Below are 24829 nucleotides of genomic sequence, written 5' to 3'. Positions count from 1 at the left end.
AAAGTGAGAATTTAGGCTTTAAAAGCCTAAAGATCAAAGTTGTTTTGAGCGTTTTAGATCGCCTGCAAACTCGCAAGCGAGCTTATCGCCTAGCTTGCAGCCTTTTTCTAAAACTGAGTAGGCCTCTTTAAATTTATGATCGTCTATTAGTATCGATCCCATCATCGCGCAAGAGTAGCCGTCGTTTTGCTCGCAAGCTTTGTTAAAAAGCTCTCTTGCTTTTTGCGGATCGCTGTTTAGATAAATTCCACCAGCTGCTGAGCAACCCTCTTTTTCGCCACCTTGGCAAGCTTTGTTGTAAAACTCTAACGCTTTGTTGCTATCTGGCACGTCAGTTTTTCCAAGCTGATAGATCGCACCTGCTTTTGCGCATGATCTTGCGTCATTTGCTGCGCAACCTGCTTCAAATTTAGACAAAGCCTCAGTGAAATTTGAGTCAGCATAAGCTTTCAAGCCATCTTCAAAGTCGCCTGCTAGAGCGCAAGCTGCAAGAAGCGAGATAAAAATCATTTTTTTCATAAAATTTTCCTTTTGTAAAGTAATGTGCAATTTTAACATATTAAATTTACACTTACTTGATGAAAAATAATTATGATTTTAAAATTTGCTCTTGCTCTTTGTAATCAGGCATGATAGCTTCTATAAAATTATAAAAACTGCTTTGATGATGCGGATAGAGCAGATGAGTAAGCTCGTGAAGCACGACATATCGCACGGCTGAGAGCGGTTTTTCGATGAGCCTTAGGCTTAAGTTTATATAGCCTTTTTTGTGGTTGCAGCTGCCCCAGCGAGTTTTGCTATCTCTTATGACGATGCGACTAACTGGCTTATTGATATGAGGCTGATAGTAGCTTACAAGCTCTAAAAATAGCTCTTTTGCTCTTGCTTTTTTAAAGCGCTCAAGTGCCTTTAAATTTGGCGTTATTATAAATTTATCTTCAAAAAATGGCACATTTACGCTCTCATCAAATTTGATCTTATAAATTTGCCCAAAAAATTTCATCTCATCATCTTTTGGCAAATTTAAAAGAGCTTTTTTGTAAGCATTTTCAAGCCAATTTCTGTGCGTCTCAAGAAAGCTAAGAGCCATCTTTTGTGTGCTGTAAAATGGCATAGAAAGCGTGATCTTAGCATCCTTGCCAACTCTAAGACGCATAGCCTTTACATTTGTTTTAAAATTTATTAAAACGCTTAAGCCATAAAAGTCTAAATTTAGGCTCTTTTGCCTCAAACTAGGCGTTTTTCTTGCCACTTTTTGCTTCTCCAGCGCCATGTATTTGCAAGGCCTCTTAGCCACTCATCAGCGCAAAATCCTATCCAAACGCCAATGATACCCCAGCCAAGGTGTATGCCTAAGAAATATCCAAGCGGCAGCGAAAGCCCCCACATAAAGATAAGCCCAGTCGCTAGCGGGAATTTCGCGTCGCCACTTGCACGAAGGGCATTTACGATGACGATGTTAAAGGTTCTGCCAGCTTCTAGCACGATCGAGAGGGTAAAGAGTGGTAGCATTATCTTGCGCAAGCCATCATCTAAATTTAGCGCGTCCATGATCTTATACTTTAAGGCGTAGGCGATCAAAACGACGACGAGCGTGATAGAGATGCCAAGCCACAAGGCTTTAAAGGTTCTTGCGTAAGCCTCGTTAAACTCGCTAGCTCCCACTAAATGCCCCACGATGACCTCGTTTGCCACGCTGATACTAGCTCCACAAAGCAAGATGAGAAGAGTGATCTGAAAGTAGATAGTCTGCACGCTAAGAGTTGCCTCGCCCATGCTCGCGATAAAGCCAAAAGCGACCATGTATTGCGCCATCCAGAGTAAATTTTCGCCAGCGCTTGGTAGGCCAACTGAGAGTATTTTCTTTAAAATTCCAAACGGCACGACAAGCAGTCCGCTAAGATAAATTCTAACTTTTGCCACGCGTATGAGCATGTAAAGTAGGACAAAAAGGCCTATTAGTCTGCCCACAAATGTCGAGATAGCAACACCTTGCAGGCCTAAATTTGGCAGATCAAACCAGCCAAAAAGAGCGATGGCGTTGCCAAAGATGGTGATGATGTTCATCAAAACCGAAGTTAGCATCACAGCAGTTGCTAGATTATAGACGCGAAGCACCGCAGCTAGCACCATGCCGATGCCATCAAAGAGCAATGCAAAGCCAAGGATGTGAAGGTATGAGAAGCTATCGTTTATGAGATCACTTGGCACGTTTAGTAAATTTAAGATGTTGTAGCCAAAGACGTAGATGATGATGGCTGAGAAGATACCAAAGACCGTATTTGACGTGATGCTTGCGTGTATGACGTTTGAGGCTAGCTCGTTTTGCTTTGCTCCAAGTGCTTGTGCGACGACGACTGAGCAGCCCATGCTTAAAAAGTTAAAAATGGTCATAAAAAGATCCATCACTTGATTGCCCGCACCCATGGCGCCAACTAGATGCACACTCACTTTTGTCACCATGTAGGTGTTTATGATGAGCGTTATAAAGTGCAAAAACATATCTAAAAATATAGGGACGACCAGTTTTTTCATAGAAAGGTTCATAAATTTCTCCTTTTTTAAATTTTGGGGCGATTATAGCCAAATTAGGTTTTAGCTCCCTTTTGATATAATCCAAAAAATTTAAAATTTGAGAGAAAAATGGCATTAATCGACCTAATAGACGTAAGTAAAAAATTTGGCGCAAATGAAATTTTAAACAACATAAGCCTTAGTGTAAATGAAAATGAAAAGATCGCTATCATCGGCAAAAACGGCAGCGGCAAGAGCACGCTTATGAAGATCATCTCTGGCGAGGTGGCAGCAGATAGTGGCAGACGCATAGTGCAGAGCTTGATAAGCGTCGAGATGCTAGCGCAAAATCCAAATTTTAACGCTACTTTTAGCGTAAGAGATGCGCTAAATAACGAGCTAAAAGAGATATTTGACGCGATAAGCGAGTATGAAAAAAGCGGCGTTTTACTAGCAAATGAGCCTGAAAACAGAGAAATTTTAAAAGAGCAAGAGAGGCTTTTGAAATTTATAGAGGCAAAGGACGGCTGGAATATCGAGCATAAGATCGAGCGAATTTTGCAAGAATTTAAGCTAAAAGAGTATGAAAACAGACCTATTTGCTCGCTTAGCGGTGGCGAGATCCGCCGTGTGGCACTTGGAGCACTCATACTTAAAAAGCCAGATGTGCTGCTGCTTGATGAGCCGACAAACCACCTTGACGTTTACATGGTCAAATTTCTTGAAGATATGCTAAAGAGCTCAAATCAAAGCATAGTTTTTATTAGCCACGATAGGTATTTTATCGATGCGCTGGCAACTAGGTGCGTTGAGGTCGAGGATGCAAGCTTAAAAAATTTCGAGGGCGGATATGCAAACTATCTAACCAAAAAAGAGGAAATTTTAGCAAGCCTTGCAAAGTCGCATGAGACGCTGCTAAAACAGCTAAAGGCAGAAGAGGAGTGGCTAAGGCGCGGCGTAAAAGCTAGACTAAAGCGAAACGAGGGCAGAAAAGAGCGGGTGCTTGCTATGCGCGAGGAGGCTAAGAAAAACCCAGGCGTGATAAGGCGCGTGAGGCTAGAACTTGAGCGTGCTAGTAAAAATTTCAACCAAACGCAGAGCCAAAACCGCAAAAAAATGCTCTTTGAGTTTAAAAATTTAAGTAAAAGTATAGACGGCAAGGTGCTTTTTGAAAAATTTGACGCAAGGGTCTTGCAGGGCGAGAGGATCGCCATTGTGGGGCGTAACGGCAGTGGCAAAAGCACGCTGCTTAAAATTTTGCTAGGACTTGAAAAGCCAAGTAGCGGCGAGATAAAAAGAGGCGAGGTGAGTATCGGCTACTTTGATCAAGCTAGAAATGTCCTTGATGATGATAAGAGCCTTATAGAGACATTTTGCCCAAATGGCGGCGATCACGTGCTGGTTCGTGGGCGAAATATGCACGTCTATGGCTATCTTAAAAATTTCCTCTTTCCAAAGGAATTTTTAGATAAAAAGATAGGCGTTTTAAGTGGCGGAGAGAAAAACCGCGTCGCGCTTGCGATGCTTTTTACTAAAACTTACGATGTGCTGGTGCTTGACGAGCCGACAAACGACCTTGACATCGCAACTATCAACATCTTAGAAGACTACTTGCAAAGCTTTGAAGGGGCGATCTTGCTAGTTAGCCACGATAGATATTTTGTCGATAAGATGGCAAATAAGCTTTGGGCGTTTGAGGGGACAAAGATAAATGTCTTGTATGAGGAGTATAGCGTCTATTTGGAGCTTGAAGATGAGATGAAAGAGCTTGATAAATTTGATAAAGAGCTAGCAAATAGCCAAAATGAAGCCAAACAAAAGAGTAAATCTGGCGCAAAACTAAGCTACAAGCAAACACAAATTTTAAACACATATCCAGATAAAATTTCAGCCCTTGAAGCAAGAGTGGCTGAGCTAAATGAAGGTTTAAGTGATCCAAAAATTTATCAAGAAGTGGGGCTAACTAAGCTTTATGAAGAGCTTGAAAAGGCAAAAGCTGAGCTTGAAAGCCTAGAAAATGAGTATTTTGAAGTTTTAGAGATCGCCGAGGAGCTAGAGTAGCTTGAAAAAGATCGGTAGGATAAGCGCGCTAAATACGAGAGTTGTTAGGCAAAATTTAGCCACAAGCATGAGCCTTTTGATAGGTAAAGAGAGATTTAGCGGGGTGTTTTCACCAGAGATAGAAAAATATGAAGTAGGCGATCTAGTCCGGATAAAATATAAAAAGGTTGGGTTTTTAAATAAGATAGAGACCATTAGGCTAATCGCGACAAATAGAGAAAATTCGGACTTATATGAAAGGTTAAAAAATTTATTTTATATGATTATGTTTTTTTATTTTTCTCTTTTTTTATTGATGGTGATTTATTATGGGGTTTTAAAGAATTTTAGTATTATTGGAGCTATTTTATCGTTATGTGCTGTCTGGCTATTAAATACAGTAGTTAGAGTAGTATATTATCAGTTTTTGATTTTTAGATATTTTATATTTGGATAGAACTTTGAAATTTAAATGTATGAAAGGTTTGCGGCTTGATGAGGTCGCTAAATTTGTTTGAAATGGGGCTAAAATGCTAAAAAAACATCCGCTAATCTCTGTAATAATCGCCATAGTTGTAATATTTTTTGCTACCTACTTTTTTATCTTTGGGCTAGCTACTATTTTAGATGACGACATTGGCGATAGTAAAGAGCTAAATAATAGCTTTTTTTACGTCAAAGATGACAAGGTCTATGCCATGGTGCCAAGTGGCGGTAAATTTGAGCTAATAGGCGTGAGGGCCAGCAAATTTAGATACATTGACACTGGCAAATACGACAACAGAAACGTTGGCGCTAGCGATAAGGCGGTGTATTGCGGTAACCTCGTGATGAGTGGGCTTGATCCAAATGGCGTTAGAGCGCTTGGTAATGGCTACTTTGGTGATGGCAAGATCACATATTTTTGCGATAGCGAAAGCGGGACAAATCTCGAAATATCCGCACTTAAAGAGTTTTGGGATATCTTTTCACATAAAATGTTTAACACCCCAAAAGCGCAAACTCATATCTATAAATTTAGGCAGGTTGATAACACAAATTTAGCAGCGATCTTGGGCTTTGGCTATGCAAGTGACGGCGTGAAGGTCTATCATGAGGGCAAAGAGCTAGAGGGCGCAAATGCCAGCAAGATGCGTTATATCGAGCAGGTATCTGGCAGAAAGAGCGTGCATTTTACGACTGACGGAGAAAATGTCTATTATGACAGCACAAAGCTAGGGATCAAATTTAGCCCGCAAATGCGTGATATCGGCGAGATATGGCGCATTCACTATCTTTATGAGCCAAATTCTGGCATGGTCTATGCAAACGATCATGAATTTGACCCAAAATTTGCCCCATATGAGCCACTTTTTAACCTAAAAGATGAGCACGCCTATCACGCTCTTTTTCGCGGTAAAGGCGGGATATATCACTGGGAGCGAAAGTGGCAGTGGTATAACAGTATAGATGAGGGTGAGTTTGTAAGAGACGGCGATGATCCATTTAAAGGCGAGATAACGCCGCTATATGGCAACGTGGTGATAAGTGATGGCAAGACATATTTTTTAAAAATTTATGAAATTTGGCATAACACAAAAAATAACCACAGCCTAAGCTCACGCCACACTTGCATCGTAAGGCTTGATACAAAAGAGCCGTGGCGAAAGATATGGCTTGTTAGAAACGATGGCTACGGAGCGGTCTATGCAAACGGCGATAAGACATATTATTTTGATAACGTCGGCTACGGCTGGCATTTTAACAGCAGCGTTTATGATATAAACGACCTTGGCGTGGTTGAAATTCTCACTCGTCCTTATGACTCAAATGTTGAGAATTTAAAACTAGATGAGATAGTAAAAATGGTAGATCAAGGCGCTATGGTGCCAGCTGAGGGCGAGGTGGTGATCGATGCGATAAGCGACTTTGATGATTACTCGCAAAAATATGCCTACTGGATATTTTTAGCCATTGCATTTATACTCTCGGTGGTTGGCGCTATTTTTAACAACAAAAAACAAAAAAGCGAGCTTAAAAAAAGGGTGGATGACTATAGATAATGAGAAAAATTACTATTAGGTTTGTTTATTTTTTAGTCATCTTGACGCTATTTTTTGTTTTGGCGATGCTTTATCTATGGCATGAGGGCGAGTATCAAAGAAGCTTTGCAAACATTGATAATAGCGAGTTTTACCGCTCGCCTGAGGGTAAAATTTACGTTCAAATTTCAGGCAGTGGCAAGTATGAGCTAAAAGGCGTCGATGAGGCTAGTTTTAGGGTCTTAAAGCTAAAACACGGATACGACTACTCAAACGTGGCGGCTGATAAAAATCATGTCTATTGCGCTAGAGAAATTTTGCCAGGACTTGATCCAAACAGCACCAAAGTGCTTGGCAATGGCTATCTAAGTGATGGCAAGATAAGCTATTATTGCGCTACTAGAAGCGAGAAGGAGGCGGGATTTAGCGAATTTAGTTCCATTATGAAAAACCTTGCTCACACCTTTATAAAAAGCTACGATGATAGCCCTTATTTTTACAGGACAAAAAGGGTTGAAAGCACAAATTTAGAGCCTATATTTGACGCTGGCTTTGCAAGAGACGGAGCTACGCTTTACTACAAGGGCGAAAAGCTTGACGCAGATCCTAGCGAGCTAAGATACATCACGACAGAAAGTGGCGCTGCTAGCGGATATTACACAGATGGCAAAAGCTTGTTTATGGGCTTTTATAGGCTTGATGCTGGCTACGGAGATGAGACGCGCCGGATATGCTATGACCCAAAACACGACATAGAATATCTTTTTGAGCCAAAAAGTGGGGCGGTGTTTGCAAATGAGCATAAATTTAGCGCTCAAAATATGCCTTATAGCGCCATTTATAGCGTGGATAACGTGCATTCGTTTTGGCCTCTTTTTGCCAGCAAAGATGGAATTTACTTTTGGGATGGCAGTAAAAATGAGCAGGCTAAAATTTCAGACTACCAGCTAAAAGGCGAGCTAAAAAGGCTCTATGCTGACGTTTTTGTAGATGAGAGCTCAGCATATTTTTTACAGCAAGGCGAAGAGTGGCGGCGCTCAAAGCACGGCAGGCACTTAGAGGCGCAAACAGTCTCTTTATATAAATTTGCCCCAAGCAGCTCTTGGCGTGAGATAGGGCTAGTAAAAGATGGCGAGTATGGCGCAGTATATGCAAACGGCGAGAAGGTCTATTTTTTTAGCAAGATAAAGCCATTTTACGGCATAAAGCATAGCGTTTATGAGGTGGCGGGTCCTAGCGTCATAGAAATTTTAACAAGAGCGTCTAAAGAGCTTAGCGCAAAAGATATCAGCGAGATGATAAAGCGCGGTGAGCTAGTGGAGGCAAGCGGCGAAGAGGTTGCAAGATCGAGGATAGAGTATGACTCGCCAAAGATCATTTTGTATATCACATTTGGCATCGCTTTTGTCGTCATAGTGCTAACAACTCTTGCAAAACCAAAGAGAGATGAAAGAGACTTGAGATAAATTTCGAAGTGGCTATTTTTGGTGGCTAGAGCTTAAAATTTCATAAAAATTTAAAGAGAAAATTTGGCCTATTTACTCTTTTTTGTTATTTTAAGGCAAAACTGAAATTTATAAAAAGGAGAAAAATGTTTAAATTTCAAAGGTCAAAATTTAACAATTCAGTATTTATCCCATCGCTTATTGTCATATTTTTAATAGCGGCATTTGCAGCGATATTTCCAAATTTCTCAAATGAGTTTTTTAAGGGTATGCAAAACTACATCGCGGCCAAATTTGGCTGGTTTTATATCCTAGTCGTTGCCGTCATACTGCTAAGCGTCATCATTCTTGGCTTTAGTAAGCTTGGCGAGATCAAGCTAGGAGCTGATCACGTAAAGCCAGAGCACAAAAATATTTCGTGGTTTTCTATGCTTTTTGCCGCTGGCATGGGCATAGGTCTAGTATTTTTTGGTGTGGCCGAGCCGCTCATGCACTATCTAAACCCACCAGTTGGCGACGCGCAAACTATCGCAGCGCAAAAGCTTGCGTTGAATATCACATTTTTTCACTGGGGCATGAGCGCATGGTCAGTTTATGCTATCGTAGCGCTTATCCTTGCCTTTTTCTCGTATAGACACGGCTTGCCACTCACGCTTAGATCGGCATTTTATCCGATCATCGGAGATAAAATTTACGGCAAGATAGGTAGCGCCATCGATACATTTGCCGTCGTAGCGACCCTTTTTGGTGTGGCGACCTCGCTGGGATATGGCGTACTTCAGGTAAATGCCGGTCTTACGCACGTTTTTGGTCTGCCGACTATGCATATCACGCTTCTAATAGTGCTTTGTTTTGCAGCTACCATCTCAGCGGCAAGTGGTGTCGATAAGGGCATCAAGATCTTATCAAACTCAAATATTGCGCTAGCTATATGTTTTATGTTTTTGATACTATTTTTGGGCGATACGACGCAGCTTCTAAAGTCGTTTGTGCAAAACAGCGGCGACTACATCTCTACGCTCATCTCAAACACTTTTAACCTCTACGCCTATGAGAGGCAAAACGAGAGCTGGCTTGGCGGTTGGACGCTGCTATACTGGGCTTGGTGGCTATCTTGGTCGCCGTTTGTGGGGCTTTTTATAGCTAAAATTTCAAAGGGCAGAACGATCAGAGAATTTGTGATCGGCGTGCTTTTAGTGCCAACTGGCTTTACTTTTGCTTGGATGAGCTTTTTTGGTAACTCAGCGATTGCGCTTGTTCAAAATGGCTTTAGCGAGCTAGCGACCACGGTAAATTCCGACTCAGCCTCAGCACTTTTTATGTTTTTAGAAAAATTTAGCTTCTCAGGCGTGCTAAGCGTGATCGCAGTCTTTATGATCGTCATATTTTTCGTGACTTCTGCCGACTCTGCGGCGATCGTTATGAACATGCTTTGCTCAAACGGCAAGGACGATACGCCAGTTTGGCAAAAGGTCTTTTGGGGCGTTACAGTGGGCGTCGTGGCGGCATTTTTGATGCTAGCTGGTGGTCTTGGCTCACTTCAGGCACTTACGATCACGACAGCACTGCCATTTTCCATAGTGCTACTTGGCGCCATTTACGGGCTATTTAAGGCGTTACGTGTGGATCTAACCAAAAAAGAGACAAATAACTTTAGCAACATGCCCATTAGTGATCTTTCAAAGCCATGGCAAGAACGTCTAAGTGCGATCATCACGCTGCCAGGCAAGAAAGATGGCAAGAAATTTTTAAACGAGGTTGCACTAAAAGCTTTTAACGAGCTAAAAGAGGAATTTGCCAAAAACGGACTTGAAGCAAAGGTCACAAATGGCGAGAATTTTGTAAATTTAAATGTCGGACTTGGCGACGAGATGGACTTTAGATATGGCGTCTATCTCACCAAGAGCCATAGTCCAGACTACACCAGAGAGCTTGACGGCGACGATCTTTACTACAGAGCCGAGGTCTATCTAAAAGAGGGCGGTCAGGACTACGACGTGCTTGGCTGGAGCGAAGCTACGCTGATAAATGACGTCATCGAGCAGTACCGCAAACACATGCAGTTTTTACACGTTGTAAGAGAGTAAATTTGAGTGAAATTTGCCTGGAATTTTAAAATTTCTAGGCAAATTTGCAAATTCAATCAAGCTGTCTTTGCAAATTTTAAAATCTTACTCACTCGCCTTAGCTGACTACTAAATTTAGAGCCGAAATTGCTTGTTTATGAAATTTTAAAATTTGTATGGCACTTGCATGATGATAAACCGCATGCGGTGCGCCAGCACCTTTGCATGCTACCGCTAACGTCGTCGGGGTTAGGGGATTGTTAAGGGGGAAGGGAGCGACTTCGTAATTCAAGCCTCTTCCCCCTTAACAAAGAAATAAAACTTTAAATTTCTAAAAGCTTTATTTTACAAATTTTAAAATTCCATTCACTCGCCTTAGCAACTTACAAAACCTAGGGTTGTAATTTTTATTTTTTAAAATTTTCAAATTTTTATTAAAAAGGGAGACAAGGGGACTTGAATTACGAAGCCGTCCCCTTATCCCCCTTTAGATCCCCCAAACCCCTCGCACGTTAGAAGTTGCTGTGCTACGCACAGGTTTTGATACGTAAAATTGCAATATCACATCAAAAGCTTAAATAAAATTTTATATAATCCCTCTTTTACAAAGGTATAGCGACTTTACAAAAAGGAGGCAAATGAGCGAGAAAAATCCAGTTTCAAATTTCATCTCCGCCTATGATGAGATGCTTTCTTTTTTGTCAAATTTGGGTCAAAAATGGCACAAAAGCGATGATGTAGCAAATTTTATAGAGCGAAATTTTACATTTGTCGGCTCAAAACCGCTTTTACGAAATTTAAAAGATTATAAAACTGCTGATTATGAAAATTTCGTTGATATTAAAAATTTTCTAAGCTCATATCCAAGTATCCAAAGCAAAATTTTAAGTAGCGAGATAGGCTACGTCGGCGATGGTCTGACAAGCGCAGAGCTTAAATTTACGCCTGATTATTTTTATGATTTTTTAAAATTTATGGTTGAAAATATCGCGCAACATCACTATTTTTGCAGCCCCAAAGAGGGTTGGATATTGCTCGTTGCGATGGAGGGGTATGTGGAATTTGGTGTTTTGCATTAATAGATTTAAAATTATCCTGCAAAGATAAAAATTCCGTCCATAAAAGTCCTAAAATTTATCAAAAAAGCCAAATTTACACGCAAGTATCGCCTGTCGCTAGTAAAATTTAATCATTTTTTTTATATAATCCCTATTTTTCACAAAGGTAGATAGATGGATAGAAAATCGTGGAGTTCAAGACTTACATATATTTTAGCTGTTGCAGGGGCTACGGTCGGCTTTGGCGCGACGTGGCGGTTTCCTTACTTGGTCGGTCAAAACGGCGGTGGGGCCTATGTTCTCGTGTTTTGCATAGCGATGATAGTCATTGGTATTCCTATGATTTTGGTTGAAAACGCCATCGGCAGGCGCCTAAAGTGCAACGCCGTTGATGCATTTGGCGGCACGATAAATGGAAAAAAGATCAGCAAAAAGTGGCAGGTAGTCGGCTGGATGGGGCTTGTTGGCGCATTTGGTATCATGGCTTATTATATGGTTATCGGCGGCTGGGTTTTAAACTATATCGCTCAAATTTCATTTGGACTGCTTGATCTCTCGCACATCGTGAGCTTTGAGCAAACTAGCGCATTTTACGAACAAAATATCGTTAGCAATCCGCTTGCCATAAGCTTTGCGACCCTTGTTTTTGTTCTGGTTAATTACGCTATCTTGGTGCAAGGCGCGGTTGGCGGCATCGAGCGCTCAGCAAAATATCTAATGCCACTTCTTTTTATCCTAATGCTCGTCATGATCGCTAAAAATATCACACTTGATGGCGCGATGGAGGGTGTGAAATTTTACTTAACGCCTGATTTTTCAAAGATAAGCTTAAAGCTTTTTGTCGAGGTTTTGGGGCAGGTTTTCTTTGCGCTTTCGCTTGGATTTGGCGTGATGATAACGCTCTCAAGTTTTGTTAAAAAGGACGAAGGGCTGGTTAAAATTTCTATCATCACAGGCATCTTAAACACCGTCATAGCCGTGCTTGCTGGCTTTATGATATTCCCGTCGCTCTTTAGCTACGGCGTCTCGCCAGATAGCGGGCCGAGCCTAGTTTTCAAGTCGCTTCCGATCGTCTTTTCGCACATGCCTTTTGGCGGATTTTTCGCGGTGGCGTTTTTCGCGCTTCTTATGATCGCTGCGCTTACGACGTCGCTACCGATATATGAAGTGATCATTACTACGCTGCAAGAGAAATTTAAGATAAAACGCAAAAAAGCGATATTTTTAGTGCTTAGCGTCATCTTTGTGCTTGGGAATTTACCATCACTTATGGCTACAAATTTACTAAGTCACGTGAGCGTTTTTGGTAAAAATATCTTTGACGCATACGACGCGATAAGTGCAACGATATTTTTCGTGCTGACCTCGCTTGGATGTGCGATATTTGTCGGCTGGGTGCTAAAAGATGAAGCGAAAAAAGAGATCTTGCAAGGCAGCGAAAAGTACGCAAAGCTTATAAATATTTGGTTTTTTTACATCAAATTTATCGTGCCTTTTGTCATTTTGGTGCTATTTATCAGCAGTTTTTACGACAACTTTTTGAAGTAAAATATGCGTGAGCTTGTAAATTTTGATAGCGGTGAGCGTTTAGAGCTTTGCGTAGAGGATAAAGCTTTAGTGAGCGTGAGCCAAAAAAGCGGCAAAACAAAGCAGAGTAAAAAAGAATTTGCAAGCGAGACGGAGGCTAAAAAAGCCTGCGTCAAAAAAGAGTGGGAGAGCCTAAAAAGGGGCTTTATCCTGCAAGATAGCGAGGCAAAAGCCGGCAAAGCGTGCTTGCATGTTTATATCGGCGGTGGATACACTGGAGCGCTCTCGTTTGCAGGCGTAAAAGATGAAATTTATGTCTATAAAAGTGGCGGTCAAAAAGATGGCGGCGTGCCTAGCGATATTTTAGTGAGGCTTGATCGAAGTGGCGCTATAAAAGAGCAGATCGCATTGCCAAAGCCGCTTGCATGGGACGCCCAGTGTGCAGGCGAAAATTTACTTTTAGACCTTGATCATGAAATTTACATTTTTGAGCCAAATGGGGCTAAATTTCGTGAAATTTTAGCCGAGCAAAATGTCAAGAAAAGTAGCGAGATAGCTAGCTTTATCTGCGCCTCAAATGATGTAGCCGCCTTTGGTATGTTTGGACAAATTTTTACTTTTTGCGAGGGTAAAATTTCAAAACTTGGCGAGTATAAATGCAGCACAAAAAACCACGTGCCGATACTTTGTGCTGCTCTTAGTGCGAATGCTAGCATGCTTGCGCTTTGTACTAAAGAAAATGAGCTGCAAATTTTAAATGCAAAAAATGGCGAAATTTTAAGCGAGCTAAGAGCAGAATTTGACGTGCTAGATAAAATTTGCTTTTTAGACGATGAGACGCTTTTGCTTAGGCAACATCTTGAAAACAAGCTATTTTGCCTTGATATCAAGAGCGCAAAGGTGACAAAGCAGCCTTGGATAAAGGATGAGTATCTAAGAGTGAGCGAGTTTTGCGTGGAGGCTGGCAAGCTTGTGGTGATAGATCAAAGCAGGGGCTACGCTATCAATCTAAAAAGTGGCAACGCGATGGCGGAATTTACGCTAGATCACGTCGTAAAAAACTGCGAGGCTAAATTTATAGATGGCAAGCTCGCAGTTAGAACGGACTATGGCTGCTTTAGTCTTTATGAAATTTAAGGGAGAATATGTTTTATACACTTTTATTTATCTATATTTTTTATGTGATTTTTAAGCTTTTTTTGGCGAATTTGCAGATCGGCTTTGTAAGGGCTGAAGCTAAAAAAGAGCCAGTTGTGCTTGAAGCGAGCGAATACAAAAACGCCGCAGTTGCCGCCGTGACAAATCTAAAATTTGAAATTTTTGGTCTTGTCTATCACGCCGTTATCTTCTTTGCGTGGATAAGCTTTGGGCTAAAAATGCTCTCAAACGCTTGCTTGAAAGATGGCACTACGCTTGAAAATATCATATTTGTGATGAGCTTTTTGCTGATCTCATCGCTGCTTGATCTACCGCTAAATATCTACGAGAGCTTTGTAAAAGATAAAAAACTAGGCTTTTCAAATATGAGTGCAAAGATATTTTTAGTTGATACCATTAAGTCGCTGGCTCTTATGCTCGTTTTTGGCTCGGCCTTCGTCTGGCTCGTGCTTTTATGTATAAATTTTCTTGGGGAGCTTTGGTGGTTTTGGGCGTTTTTGCTAAGTTTTGGCATCGCTTTAATTATAAATTTAATATATCCAACGCTCATCGCGCCTATCTTTAACAAGATGTCGCCGCTTGAAGATGGCGAGCTAAAAGGCTCGATAGAGGGTTTGCTTGAAAAATGTGGCTTTAAAAGTAGCGGCGTTTTTACGATAGATGCTAGCAAGCGCGACAACCGCTTAAATGCCTATTTTGGCGGACTTGGAGCGACAAAGCGAGTGGTGCTTTTTGACACGCTGATAAAAAAGCTAAGCACCGCAGAGATCGTGGCAGTTTTGGGGCATGAGCTTGGGCACTTTAAGCATAAAGACATCATAAAAATGATAGCTCTAAGTGCCTTTATGCTATTTTGTCTATTTTTCATCTTTGGAAACGTGGGTGCAAGCGCATACGAGGCGATAGGACTAGGGCAAAATGGCGCTAGCATCATCATCTTTTTGGTGCTTTTCTCACCTATTTTTAGCTTTCTTTTCTCGCCGATCATCTCGCACTTTAGCCGCAAAAATGAATTTGGTGCAGATAGATTTTCAAAAGAAATTTCAAACAAAACTGACATGATAAACGCCCTAACCAAGCTTGGCAGCGAAAACAAAGCATTTCCAAAGTCGCACTGGCTTTACTCATTTGTCTATCACTCGCATCCAAGCCTTTTTGAGCGGATAAATGAGCTAGAAAATGATAGTTGAAGAGGCTCTAAAAGAAGCAAATTTAAGGCTAAAGCCGCTTTGTGAGAACCCAAGCAAGGTGGCTAAAATTTTGCTCATGAGCTACCTTGATGTGAGCATCGAGTGGATATTTTTAAACCAAAAGAGCGAATTTGATGAGAGCGGCTACTTTGCCCTTGTAAAGCGCTTTGAAAACTACGAGCCGCTTGAGTACATTACCGGCAAGGCTGGCTTTTATGGGCTGGAGTTTGAGGTAGAAAGTGGCGTTTTGATACCGCGCCCTGAGACTGAAATTTTGGTTGATAAAGTGCTAGAGATAGCAAGCGGCTACAAAGTGCCAAAGATCGCCGAGATCGGCACTGGCAGCGGGATAATAAGCGTCATGCTTGCCCTTAAAACAAACGCTAAAATAGTAGCCACAGATATAAACGAAAAGGCTCTAAAACTAGCTAAAAAAAATGCGCTTAAATTTAATGTAAGTGATAAAATCGACTTTGTAAAGTGCTCATATATCGATGAAATTTCAGGTGATATCGACATCTTGGTCTCAAACCCGCCTTATATAGCGCGAGGCTATAAGCTTGATAAATTTGTGATAAACGAGCCGCATGAGGCGCTATTTGGTGGCGAGGTCGGAGATGAAATTTTAAAAAACATCATCCTTATCGCTAGAAATCGCAGCATAAAAAATATCGCCTGCGAGATGGGCTATGATCAAAGAGCGAGCATGGAGATGGCGCTAAAATTTAATGACTTCAAAAGCGCTTTTTACAAGGACTTGGCGGGCTTTGACAGGGGCTTTTGCGCGAGATTAAAACTATAAAGGAGAGAGATTGAGAAGTATCTATTTTTTACTATTAGCAGCGGTGATCGGCACTGAGCTAACGCTTGGTATTTTGGTCGCGCCAGTCATTTTTTTCCCACAAAGCATCATAGGCGAGGGGGTGCTTACGCATTTTATGAGCGGGCAGATGATGACAAAGATATTTTTAAAATTTAACTATGTTTTGCTATTTGTAAGCGCATTTGTGGCAGTTAGCGAGCTCTTTGATCTAAGAAAAAAGCTTGCTTTTTCACTAAAATTTAGCACATTTATGCTCTCGTTTTTAAACTTAGCCCTAGCGCTTAGCTTTGTCTTTATCTTTACGCCTTTTATCGTGCAGGCTCAGGGTCTTGGCGCAGAGGCGACGCAGACAGCGGAGTTTGCCAAGATGCATAGCGCAAGCGAATATGTGATGAAAGTGATGCTTGTTTTGCAGCTCATTTTGTTTTTTGTGAAATTTAAGATCAGCCAAGATGAACGCCAAGCCTGATATCCAAATATTAACAAATTTCCTAGCCGAATACACGACAGCGATGGTGAGCGCTGGCACATACACTGCGCGCGTAGAAAAGTGCGTCGACCGCATAGCTAATCACTACGGCTACGACGTTAGTGTGACCATTTTTGTGAAGTATTTTACCATTAGCGTGATGGACTCGCAGGATAACTCCTTGCGCCGAACTTATGTGAGAAAGATCCCTCTAGGGCATGTTAGCTTTAACAGAATTTCTGAGCTATCATCGCTTAGCTGGCAAATTTTAGATGAGGGTTTAAGCTTAGATGAAGCTAAAGAGAGCTTTGAGAGCGTGATGAGCGTCAGTGCAAATAAATTTGCTAGCTCGCTTATCTTGATAAGCCTTGCAAATGCGGCATTTTGCAGACTTTTTGGAGGCGATGCTGGCTCGGTTGTTTGCATATTTTTTGCAACGCTTGTTGGCTACACTCTTAAATTTGCCCTTGCGAAAATGGGTGTAAATTTAAAGGCTCAATACGTCCTAACGTCCTTTGTCGTCTCATTTATCGCCTATCTTGGCGTATCTTACGGGCTTACACATACAAGCGACGTGGCGATAGGCTCGTCTGTGCTCTTTATGATGCCTGGCGTTTTTCTCATAAATTCAGTCTTTGACATCCTAAATGACAACACCCTTGTTGGCATCAGTAGAGCCATAAGCACGGGCATCCTCATACTTTGCATGGCTGTTGGCGTCTATATCACGCTAACGCTTAGTAGTGCGGAGATACTAAATGTTTGAGCTTTTGAGTGAAACGCTTGTAGATGCTGGCTTTGCTGCGGTGGCTGGACTTGGCTTTGCCTATGCTAGCTCGCCTCCAAAAAGAACTCTCATCTTTTGCGCTTTGCTCGCTGCATTTGCGCATGCTAGCCGCTTTTGGATCATGCAGATGGGATTTTTTAACATCAGTGTTGCAACGCTCATTGTCTCTTTTATGAGCGGAATTTTAGGCATGCTCTTTGCCAAAAGGCTAAAGGTGCCAGCTGAGATCATCGCATTTCCAGCGCTTTTGCCGATGGTGCCAGGAGTTTTTGCATATAAAGGCATTTTGGCACTGTTTTCATTTTTAAATGAGACAAGTATCGCTAAGAAAAACGAATATTTGATCATATTTTTTGATAATGCTATCACGACTACGACGGTCTCGCTAGCACTAGGAGTGGGCGTTTCGGTGGTGCTTACCTTGTTTTATGATCAGTCGTTGATGATAACTAGAGGGGCTAAAGGCAAGCCTAGTAAGAGTAAATGAAAATTTAAAGGAGCTTTGCAGTGAAGATAAGAATTTATTACGAAGATACCGATGCAGGCGGCATCGTCTATCATACAAATTATATTAAATATTGCGAGCGAGCCAGAAGCGAAGCGTTTTTTGAAGCTGGGCTAAATTTCACAAAAGAGGGCGGATACTTTGTAGTTTTGGCACTTGAAGCTAAATTTCTTGCTTCAGCTGTGCTTGGCGATGAGGTTTTTGTGAGGACAAAACTCATAGAACTTAAAAAAGCAAGTCTTGTTTTAGAGCAAGAAATTTATAAATTTGATGAAAAAAATGCCGAAAAAGTGCTCTTTAAAGCGACTATCACGTTAGCTTTTATGAAAGAGGGCAGGCTAGCAAAGATAGATGAGAGCATGAAAACTTTTATAAATGGGGTTAAATTTTAGCAAGTAAAACTGCTAAATTCCGCTTGTGCTGTTTTGCTCCTGCGAATTTACCTCATTAAAGTGATCGCTTTTTGTATCATAAATTTTCACATCATATAAAACTTGTGAGCCCTCAACTCTCTCTGTAAAAATTTTGCTGGCACTTTTGTTTATGAAATTTGTATAGATATACTCCACTCCCAAGGCACTTGAGTAGCCGATCTGTGAGTATCTAAAATCAACTCCAAAAAGATCTCCAACCCCTAAAAAACTCTCATCAAGCAAATTTAGCGAATTTGCCACAAAGAGGTTTTGCCTATCTCTTTGCGTGATGGCGCTAAAGATATTTGGCAAGAAATTTATCTGTGTGCTTAAAAGCGCATAAGGTTTTATCTCAAAGCCTCTCATCTGCGTTGCCACAAGAGAAGCTTTTACGATTGGGATGTTTAAAAAGACGCTTGCGTTATCAAATTTAGACTTTTTGCTTAAAGTGTTGTTTAAATTTATATCTTTGCCAGTGATCGAGCTCTCGTAGTAGTCGTTACTTTGCATGCGTACATACTCATTTAGCTTTTGTGCTAGCGCGCTGCCATCGTCAAAGGCGACTATCTTTTCGTTGGCAAAAGCTAGCAGGGCTGAAATTTGCGCTTTGTAATCAACTCCGCCAAAGATCAAATTTGGCTTTGGAGCTGCCACAAAAGAGTTATGAACGCTTGGGATGTAGATGAGTTCGTTTGGCAAGATGAGAGAATTTACTATGTTTGCGCCATTTTGAGTAAGGGCTGCTATAAAGTAGATAAAACCTTCGTTTCTAGCGTTTTGTAGTGCATTTTGAAGGCTAGGCAAACTCTCGTCGCTGCTATTTATAAATTTCACTTCGACATTTGCATCTTGCTTTAAGATGTAGCTTAGAATCGCGTTTGACACGACATTTGCGTATGATTTTATGACCTTTTGAGGGATGATGACCGCTATCTTGTCGCTTGTGGCAAGCTTTAAAACCATATCTCCGCCAAGCGATGTGTAAAGGTCTAAAAGTGCCTTATCATCTATCTTTGCTGGCTCAAATCTTGCCATAAAGCTAGCTAGCATATCGCTCTTAATAAGCTCATTTAAACAAGAGCTATCACAAAATTCTGGCTCTAAATTTATGTAAGTGATCTTTGCTGGCGGTATGCTTGAGAGGCTTTGATTTTTAGTGATGTTGCTTTCAAATTTTGCCTCAGTGATCTCATCTTGCATCTCGGTTGAAATTTCATTTTGCGCTGCAAAAAGGCTTACAAATATAACTAAAAAAAGAAAAATTCTTTTCATATCACTCCCTTGATTTTTTTCAAATCATCTATAAAATTTTCTTCAAAACTTGGATTTTTGCTGATCCACTCTGGTGAAAAAGTTGGCATTATAAACCTATCATCATCTTTTAAAATACTCCCTCTTATACTTGAAAATCCGCCCTTTGAGAGTAAATTTGGATAAAGATGCATAAAAGCTTCCTCTCCTAAAGTGATGATAATTTTTGGCTTAATAAGCCTTATCTCTTCTAAAAGATATGGCCTACAAAGCTCAAATGAGCTCTTTAACGCTGGATTTTTCGCGTCACTATTTGAAATTTCACAGCGCAAAAGCAAGCTTATATAAACACTATCTTTTTCTAAATTTAAGCCTTCTTTTATAGCATTTTGCAAAATTTTGCCGCTTGTACCTTCAAAATAATCATCTTTTTTGCAAAGTAAGACAAACATTATCTTGCTATTTTTATCACCAAAGCCAGTAGAAACGCACTTTGAACTGTTTCTCAAAAAGCAAAGAGAGCACTTTTTTATCTCACTATTTAGCTCGTCTATGCTGTTATAATCTTGATATTTACTTAAATTAAGAAAATTTTCATCTATAAAATTGTAACCGATCGCTTTTAAAAAAAGTAATTTTTCTAAGAGATCTTTATTTTTATGAAATTTCATTTTTGGATTATAACTTGATTTACTTAAAGTTTAAATTATAGTTTTGTCGGGCTGATTTATTCAAAGGAATTTAAGTATTGCTTTGATAAAATCCCACTTTTTATATTAACTTTAAGGATAGAAATGAAAAGGACTTATCAACCTCATAAAACCCCTAAAAAACGCACTCACGGCTTTCGTTTAAGAATGAAAACTAAAAATGGCCGCAAGGTTATCAACGCTAGACGTGCTAAAGGTAGAAAAAGATTGGCTGCTTAGCTGGTTTTGAGTCACTAAGTGACTCGAGAGAATTTTCTCAGGTTTATAAAGAGGCCAGCAAATGGCACTGCGACGCTTGCGTAGTTTTTTATAAACCTACAATTGAAAAAAAATTAGCAGTTGTTGCTAGCAAAAAAGTGGGAAAAGCAGTAGTTAGAAATAGAGCAAAGAGACTTTTAAGAGCTGCTTTTTTTTCTATTTCTAACGAGCTAAAAGATGGCACTTACATTATGGTCGCAAAAAATGGAATTACAGAAATTTCATTTGACAAAATTTGTAAAAATTTGAGCTGGTCTACAAAAAAAATGGGATGTCTAAAATGAAAAAATTTGCGATTAAATTTATCGCTTTTTATCAAAAATATATTTCCATACTTCTGCCAAAAAGCTGTCGCTACTATCCGACTTGCTCACAATACGCCATTTGGGAATTTCAAACAAATAGCTTTTTCTCTGCTTTTTTTGCAACATTTATGCGAATTTTAAGATGCAATCAACTTTTCAAAGGCGGTATCAACTACCCAATCATCCGCAAAAAATTTAACTCATGTTTTATATTTCAAAAAAGCGATACCAAAAATGTAAATTTCTGGTTTATCCCTTGCCAAAATAGTAAATTTTATGTCGTAAAAGTATTAGATAAATTAAAGGAAAAAAATTAAATGGAACAGATGTCTATGCAAAAAAGACTGCTTCTTGCAGCACTTTTGTCTATCGTATTTTTTATAGTATATGACTTTTTTATGCCAAAAAGAGCTCCACTAGAGCAAAACCAGACAACGATCTCTCAAACAATGGATCAAAGCAAAGCTCCAGCCTCTGCTAACGATACTCCAAAATCAAATGAAAATTTAGCTTCAAACGAGATAATCGCTACCATCAAAGGTCAAAGCTACGAAGCAAAGATAGATAAACTAGGTAGGATCGCGAAATTCTATCTAACTGAAGATAGATATAAAAATAAAAATGGCGAGAAACTCGAGCTAGTCTCTGACGGACCGATGCCACTTGAAGTTAAATTTAATGATCGTGCTTTAAGTAGCGATGCTCTTAAAGTTGCATACACAAGTGACGTTAGTGAGGTAGATGCTAGCAGCGAGCCTAAAACTATAAAACTCACTCAAAATTTAGACGGCGTTACTGTTACAAAAAATATCAAATTTTACCCAAATGGTCGTTATGAGGTTGAAGTAAATTTAAGCAAAAGTGTTGATTATTTCGTCACTCCTGGCTTTAGACCAAATATTGCAGTTGATAGCCAAATGGTTCATGGTGTTATGCTTAGAAATACAGACGATAGCCTAAATATCATAGAAGATGGCGATGCAAAGGAGGCTAAAAATTACACAAACATAACTATTGCAGCTTCTTATGACGGATACTATACGACGCTATTTTACTCATTTAATAAACCATTTGAAGCTGTTGTAGATAAAGATGCAAATAACAATCCTATCGTCTTTGTAAAGGCAAACGATAGTCTAAAACTAGGCGCTTACATCGGACCAAAAGAGCATAAAATTTTAAGCTCGATGGATGAGAGACTAAACGATGTTATCAGGTATGGTTGGTTTACATTTATAGCAAAGCCGATGTTTGCATTCTTAAATTTCTTGCATAACTACATCGGCAACTGGGGTTGGGCGATAGTTGTGCTAACGCTTGTTGTAAGGATAGTTTTATTCCCACTTACATATAAGGGTATGCTATCGATGAATAAGCTAAAAGAGCTTGCTCCAAAGGTAAAAGAGATCCAAACAAAATATAAAGATGATAAGCAAAAGATGCAAGTTCATATGATGGAGCTATACAAAAAACATGGTGCAAACCCTATGGGTGGCTGCTTGCCGATCTTGCTTCAAATTCCGGTATTTTTTGCGATCTACCGCGTTTTACTAAATGCTATCGAACTAAAAGGTGCTCCTTGGATACTTTGGATACACGATCTTTCAGTGATGGATCCATACTTTGTGCTACCTATTTTAATGGGTCTAACGATGTTTTTACAACAAAAACTTACACCAACGACATTTACCGATCCTATGCAAGAAAAGGTTATGAAATTCTTGCCTTTAATCTTCACAATTTTTGTTGTGACATTCCCAGCAGGTCTTACGCTTTACTGGTTTGTAAATAACGTTTGTTCAATAGTTCAACAAGTCTTTGTAAATAAACTTTTTGAAAAACATAAAAAAGCTGCGGAGGTAAAGGCTCAATGAAAATAGAAGCAAATACCCTTCAAGAGGCATTTCAAAAGGCAGCCGAGCAGCTTAACTGCTCAGTCACAGAGCTTGATATAAAGGTCTTGCAGCATCCAAGTAGCGGAATTTTTGGATTTTTTAAAAAGACAGCGATCATTGAGGCAAATTTAGAAAATCAGCCAAAACCACAACATAAACCAAAAAATGATAGAAATTTTGCTAAAAAAAGTGATGAAAACGAGCCTGCAAAAGAAGAGAAAAAACAGAGCAAAAAACACGATCATAATGATAAAAAGCGAAATCCTAAAAAGCATAAAGATGAGAAAAATGAGGCTAAGTCTGAGCAAAAAGAGCATAAAAATGAAAAGCCAAATTTGAGTGAAAAAAACTCAGCCCTTGCAAAAGATGCCTTTGCAGAAAAGGGTGAAAAAGAGGCTGAAGAGCCAGGATATGTTATAAAAAGACTTGATGAGCCAAAAGAGCAAAAAGAGACTAAAGGGGCAAAAGAGCCACAAGCTAGCAAAAGTGCTCCTAAAAACATCCTAGATACTTCAATCATCGAAAATTTCAACCAAACTGATGAAGAGAGCGCACCTCAAGCTTTACCAAAAGAGAAAAAAGAGAAAGTTGTAATTGACTTTGATAAAATTTTGCCTGAGATAAAAGAGGGCATGACGCGTCTTTTTAAAGCAAGCTGCTTTGAGATAGACAAGGTAGAAGTTAGTAAATTTAACGATGAGACAGTGCTTATCGAGCTAGACGGTGCTGATGCGGCGCTACTTATCGGCAAAGAGGGTTATAGATATAAAGCGATCTCTTATATGCTTTATAACTGGTTAAATTCTAAATACAACCTCGCTATCCGCCTTGAGATCGCGCAATTTTTGCAAAATCAAGAAGCGATGATGGATCAATATCTAAATGGTGTGATCGAGCGTGTGCAAAATAGTGGTAGAGCCCAAACTAAGCCACTTGATGGAGTTTTAGTCAAGATCGCACTTGAGAAACTTCGCGAGAAATTCCCAGATAAATATGTCGGCATAAAAAGTGGCAATGACGGCAAATTTGTCGTTGTAAATGACTTTTTCAAAAAATGAGTGAGACCATTGCAGCCCTTGCCACAGCTTATGGCATCGGCTCAGTTTCTATCGTAAGGCTTAGCGGCAAGGACGCCCTGGCCATCTCTTTAAAACTTCTTAAACTTTCAAATTTAGAGCCAAGATACGCAAAACTAGCCAAAATTTACTCCCTTGATGATGAAATTTTAGACGAGGGCATCGTTATATATTTTAAAGGCCCAGCAAGCTTTACTGGCGAGGATATCGTCGAGTTTCAAACTCATGGCGGCGTGATGGTGAGCGAGAGAATTTTAAATGAGCTAATAAGAGCTGGCGCAAGGCTTGCTATGCCTGGCGAGTTTAGCAAGCGGGCATTTTTAAATGGCAAGATGGATTTAGCCAAGGCTGAGGCGATGCAAGGGCTCATCACTTCAAAAAGTGAGATCGCTGCTAAAATTTTGACCCGTCAGATGCAAGGCGATCTTAGTAAATTTGTAGGTGAGATAAGGGGTGAAGTGGTCAAAACTCTTGCCTTTGTTGAGACGATGATCGACTATGCTGATGATGATCTGCCAGCAAATTTGCTAGAGCAGACTAAACAGATGCTTTCAAAAAATAGCGAGAAGCTAGAGCGCATAGCAACTCTTAGCGAGCAAAGAAGGGGACTAATAGATGGCTTTAAGATCGCCATCGTTGGCAAGCCAAATGTTGGCAAAAGCTCCATTTTAAACTCATTTTTGGCATATGAAAGAGCGATCGTTAGCGATGAGGCTGGCACAACTAGAGATAGGATAGAAGAAAATTTTAAGATCGGCTCGCATCTAGTTCGCATAATAGACACCGCAGGCATCAGAAAAGACGCTGGAAAGATCGAGCAAATCGGCATAAACTACTCAATCTCAGCCATAAACGAGGCCGACATCATCCTAGCTATCTTTGACGGCTCATCTTTAAGCGACGAGCAAGATAAAGAGATAATAAAGCTCGTTTCTAACTCAAATAAAAAAGCCTTTTTTATCCTAAATAAAAGCGATCTTGCGTTTAAATTTGACATAGAGTTAGAGGGCGCCATCAAAATTTCAGCAAAAACCGATACGAGCGTAGTTTTAAAAGAGCTTGAGGTCTATCTCAAGACGCAAGACACCGACGAGATCATGCTAAGCTCAAACCGCCAAATTTTAAGCTGCAAAGAGGCGAGCGAGGCTTTAAAAAGGGCGTTTTTAAGACTAAGTGAAGATGAGCTAGAAATTTTTGCTTATGAGCTAAATACCGCGATAAAGGCACTCGCAAGTATCACAAAGCCATTTGAGAGAAGTGAAATTTTAGATGAGATGTTTAGCCATTTTTGTTTAGGAAAATGATACTTTTTTTGGCT

At 40.1% G+C, this 24829-nt stretch carries 25 protein-coding genes; 20 read left to right on the top strand and 5 right to left on the bottom strand.

The annotated features are described in order from the left end of the window. Positions 1 to 33: 33 nt before the first annotated feature. The 3 genes from F3G91_RS01430 to F3G91_RS01420 all read right to left on the bottom strand — a co-directional run bounded on the left by F3G91_RS01430 (position 34) and on the right by F3G91_RS01420 (position 2547). Positions 34 to 519, bottom strand: a complete 486-nt coding sequence (locus F3G91_RS01430) for a tetratricopeptide repeat protein (RefSeq protein ID WP_103611008.1) — start codon at positions 517 to 519, stop codon at positions 34 to 36. Between the two features lie 70 nt (positions 520 to 589). Next, a complete protein-coding gene (locus F3G91_RS01425; protein WP_223227798.1) occupies positions 590 to 1252 on the bottom strand; it encodes a M48 family metallopeptidase in 663 nt (220 codons plus the stop codon). Continuing rightward, positions 1228 to 2547 carry an MATE family efflux transporter gene (locus F3G91_RS01420; RefSeq protein WP_149700475.1) on the bottom strand — a complete coding sequence of 440 codons (1320 nt, stop codon included), beginning with the start codon at positions 2545 to 2547 and terminating at the stop codon, positions 1228 to 1230. The genes F3G91_RS01425 and F3G91_RS01420 overlap by 25 nt, the downstream gene beginning before the upstream one ends. Positions 2548 to 2643: 96 nt before the next feature. Between F3G91_RS01420 and abc-f the strand changes: the two genes are divergently transcribed. The 14 genes from abc-f to F3G91_RS01350 all read left to right on the top strand — a co-directional run bounded on the left by abc-f (position 2644) and on the right by F3G91_RS01350 (position 17995). Further along, a complete protein-coding gene (gene abc-f, locus F3G91_RS01415) occupies positions 2644 to 4575 on the top strand; it encodes a ribosomal protection-like ABC-F family protein (RefSeq protein WP_149700474.1) in 1932 nt (643 codons plus the stop codon). A gap of 1 nt (position 4576) precedes the next feature. Then, positions 4577 to 5011 (top strand): hypothetical protein, encoded by a 435-nt coding sequence (locus F3G91_RS01410; protein ID WP_149700473.1) that lies wholly within the window; start codon positions 4577 to 4579, stop codon positions 5009 to 5011. A gap of 73 nt (positions 5012 to 5084) precedes the next feature. Beyond that, on the top strand, positions 5085 to 6596 hold the full coding sequence (locus F3G91_RS01405) for a DKNYY domain-containing protein (protein ID WP_149700472.1): 1512 nt from the start codon (positions 5085 to 5087) through the stop codon (positions 6594 to 6596). Further along, positions 6596 to 8041 carry a DKNYY domain-containing protein gene (locus tag F3G91_RS01400; protein ID WP_149700471.1) on the top strand — a complete coding sequence of 482 codons (1446 nt, stop codon included), beginning with the start codon at positions 6596 to 6598 and terminating at the stop codon, positions 8039 to 8041. The genes F3G91_RS01405 and F3G91_RS01400 overlap by 1 nt, the downstream gene beginning before the upstream one ends. A gap of 125 nt (positions 8042 to 8166) precedes the next feature. Then, positions 8167 to 10107 (top strand): BCCT family transporter, encoded by a 1941-nt coding sequence (locus tag F3G91_RS01395; protein ID WP_149700470.1) that lies wholly within the window; start codon positions 8167 to 8169, stop codon positions 10105 to 10107. Positions 10108 to 10724: 617 nt separating this feature from the next. After that, a complete protein-coding gene (locus F3G91_RS01390) occupies positions 10725 to 11165 on the top strand; it encodes a hypothetical protein (RefSeq protein ID WP_149700469.1) in 441 nt (146 codons plus the stop codon). Between the two features lie 153 nt (positions 11166 to 11318). Further along, positions 11319 to 12692 carry a sodium-dependent transporter gene (locus F3G91_RS01385; protein ID WP_149700468.1) on the top strand — a complete coding sequence of 458 codons (1374 nt, stop codon included), beginning with the start codon at positions 11319 to 11321 and terminating at the stop codon, positions 12690 to 12692. Positions 12693 to 12695: 3 nt separating this feature from the next. Beyond that, positions 12696 to 13808 carry a hypothetical protein gene (locus F3G91_RS01380; RefSeq protein WP_149700467.1) on the top strand — a complete coding sequence of 371 codons (1113 nt, stop codon included), beginning with the start codon at positions 12696 to 12698 and terminating at the stop codon, positions 13806 to 13808. 8 nt (positions 13809 to 13816) lie between these two features. After that, positions 13817 to 15019 (top strand): M48 family metallopeptidase, encoded by a 1203-nt coding sequence (locus tag F3G91_RS01375; protein WP_149700466.1) that lies wholly within the window; start codon positions 13817 to 13819, stop codon positions 15017 to 15019. Continuing rightward, the gene (gene prmC, locus F3G91_RS01370; RefSeq protein ID WP_149700465.1) at positions 15009 to 15821 is read left to right on the top strand and encodes a peptide chain release factor N(5)-glutamine methyltransferase; all 813 of its coding nucleotides are present in this window, start codon (positions 15009 to 15011) and stop codon (positions 15819 to 15821) included. Before F3G91_RS01375 ends, prmC begins: the two co-directional genes overlap by 11 nt. A 10-nt stretch (positions 15822 to 15831) precedes the next feature. Beyond that, positions 15832 to 16311 carry a DUF4149 domain-containing protein gene (locus F3G91_RS01365; protein WP_021084797.1) on the top strand — a complete coding sequence of 160 codons (480 nt, stop codon included), beginning with the start codon at positions 15832 to 15834 and terminating at the stop codon, positions 16309 to 16311. Continuing rightward, positions 16295 to 17077, top strand: coding sequence for a threonine/serine exporter family protein (locus F3G91_RS01360; protein WP_149700464.1), 783 nt, complete (start codon positions 16295 to 16297; stop codon positions 17075 to 17077). The genes F3G91_RS01365 and F3G91_RS01360 overlap by 17 nt, the downstream gene beginning before the upstream one ends. Beyond that, positions 17070 to 17585 carry a threonine/serine exporter family protein gene (locus F3G91_RS01355; RefSeq protein ID WP_149700463.1) on the top strand — a complete coding sequence of 172 codons (516 nt, stop codon included), beginning with the start codon at positions 17070 to 17072 and terminating at the stop codon, positions 17583 to 17585. Before F3G91_RS01360 ends, F3G91_RS01355 begins: the two co-directional genes overlap by 8 nt. 20 nt (positions 17586 to 17605) lie before the next feature. Continuing rightward, positions 17606 to 17995: a YbgC/FadM family acyl-CoA thioesterase gene (locus F3G91_RS01350; protein ID WP_149700462.1), complete on the top strand. Its 390-nt coding sequence runs from the start codon at positions 17606 to 17608 to the stop codon at positions 17993 to 17995. Positions 17996 to 18007: 12 nt separating this feature from the next. Here F3G91_RS01350 and F3G91_RS01345 read toward each other — a convergent pair whose 3' ends face one another. Next, positions 18008 to 19288, bottom strand: coding sequence for a hypothetical protein (locus F3G91_RS01345; protein ID WP_149700461.1), 1281 nt, complete (start codon positions 19286 to 19288; stop codon positions 18008 to 18010). Continuing rightward, positions 19285 to 19776, bottom strand: coding sequence for a uracil-DNA glycosylase family protein (locus tag F3G91_RS01340; protein ID WP_223227797.1), 492 nt, complete (start codon positions 19774 to 19776; stop codon positions 19285 to 19287). Before F3G91_RS01340 ends, F3G91_RS01345 begins: the two co-directional genes overlap by 4 nt. A gap of 285 nt (positions 19777 to 20061) precedes the next feature. Here F3G91_RS01340 and rpmH point away from each other — a divergent pair, with 285 nt between their 5' ends. From rpmH to mnmE, 6 genes are read left to right on the top strand one after another with little or no spacing between them, the layout of a single operon-like run. Further along, positions 20062 to 20196, top strand: coding sequence for a 50S ribosomal protein L34 (gene rpmH / locus F3G91_RS01335; RefSeq protein ID WP_002940373.1), 135 nt, complete (start codon positions 20062 to 20064; stop codon positions 20194 to 20196). Further along, on the top strand, positions 20184 to 20519 hold the full coding sequence (gene rnpA, locus F3G91_RS01330) for a ribonuclease P protein component (protein ID WP_035142427.1): 336 nt from the start codon (positions 20184 to 20186) through the stop codon (positions 20517 to 20519). Before rpmH ends, rnpA begins: the two co-directional genes overlap by 13 nt. After that, positions 20516 to 20857 (top strand): membrane protein insertion efficiency factor YidD, encoded by a 342-nt coding sequence (gene yidD, locus F3G91_RS01325; RefSeq protein WP_002940252.1) that lies wholly within the window; start codon positions 20516 to 20518, stop codon positions 20855 to 20857. Before rnpA ends, yidD begins: the two co-directional genes overlap by 4 nt. Next, on the top strand, positions 20858 to 22414 hold the full coding sequence (yidC, locus tag F3G91_RS01320; protein ID WP_149700459.1) for a membrane protein insertase YidC: 1557 nt from the start codon (positions 20858 to 20860) through the stop codon (positions 22412 to 22414). Further along, entirely contained in the window at positions 22411 to 23493 is a 1083-nt protein-coding gene (locus tag F3G91_RS01315) for a Jag N-terminal domain-containing protein (protein WP_149700458.1), read from the top strand. The genes yidC and F3G91_RS01315 overlap by 4 nt, the downstream gene beginning before the upstream one ends. Beyond that, entirely contained in the window at positions 23490 to 24815 is a 1326-nt protein-coding gene (gene mnmE / locus F3G91_RS01310) for a tRNA uridine-5-carboxymethylaminomethyl(34) synthesis GTPase MnmE (RefSeq protein WP_149700457.1), read from the top strand. The genes F3G91_RS01315 and mnmE overlap by 4 nt, the downstream gene beginning before the upstream one ends. Positions 24816 to 24829 lie beyond the last annotated feature (14 nt).

Source organism: Campylobacter concisus (assembly GCF_902460715.1).
GTDB lineage: Bacteria > Campylobacterota > Campylobacteria > Campylobacterales > Campylobacteraceae > Campylobacter_A > Campylobacter_A concisus_AK.
The sequence above is the reverse complement of the archived record's forward strand: the minus strand, read 5'-3'. Positions and strand labels throughout refer to the sequence as shown.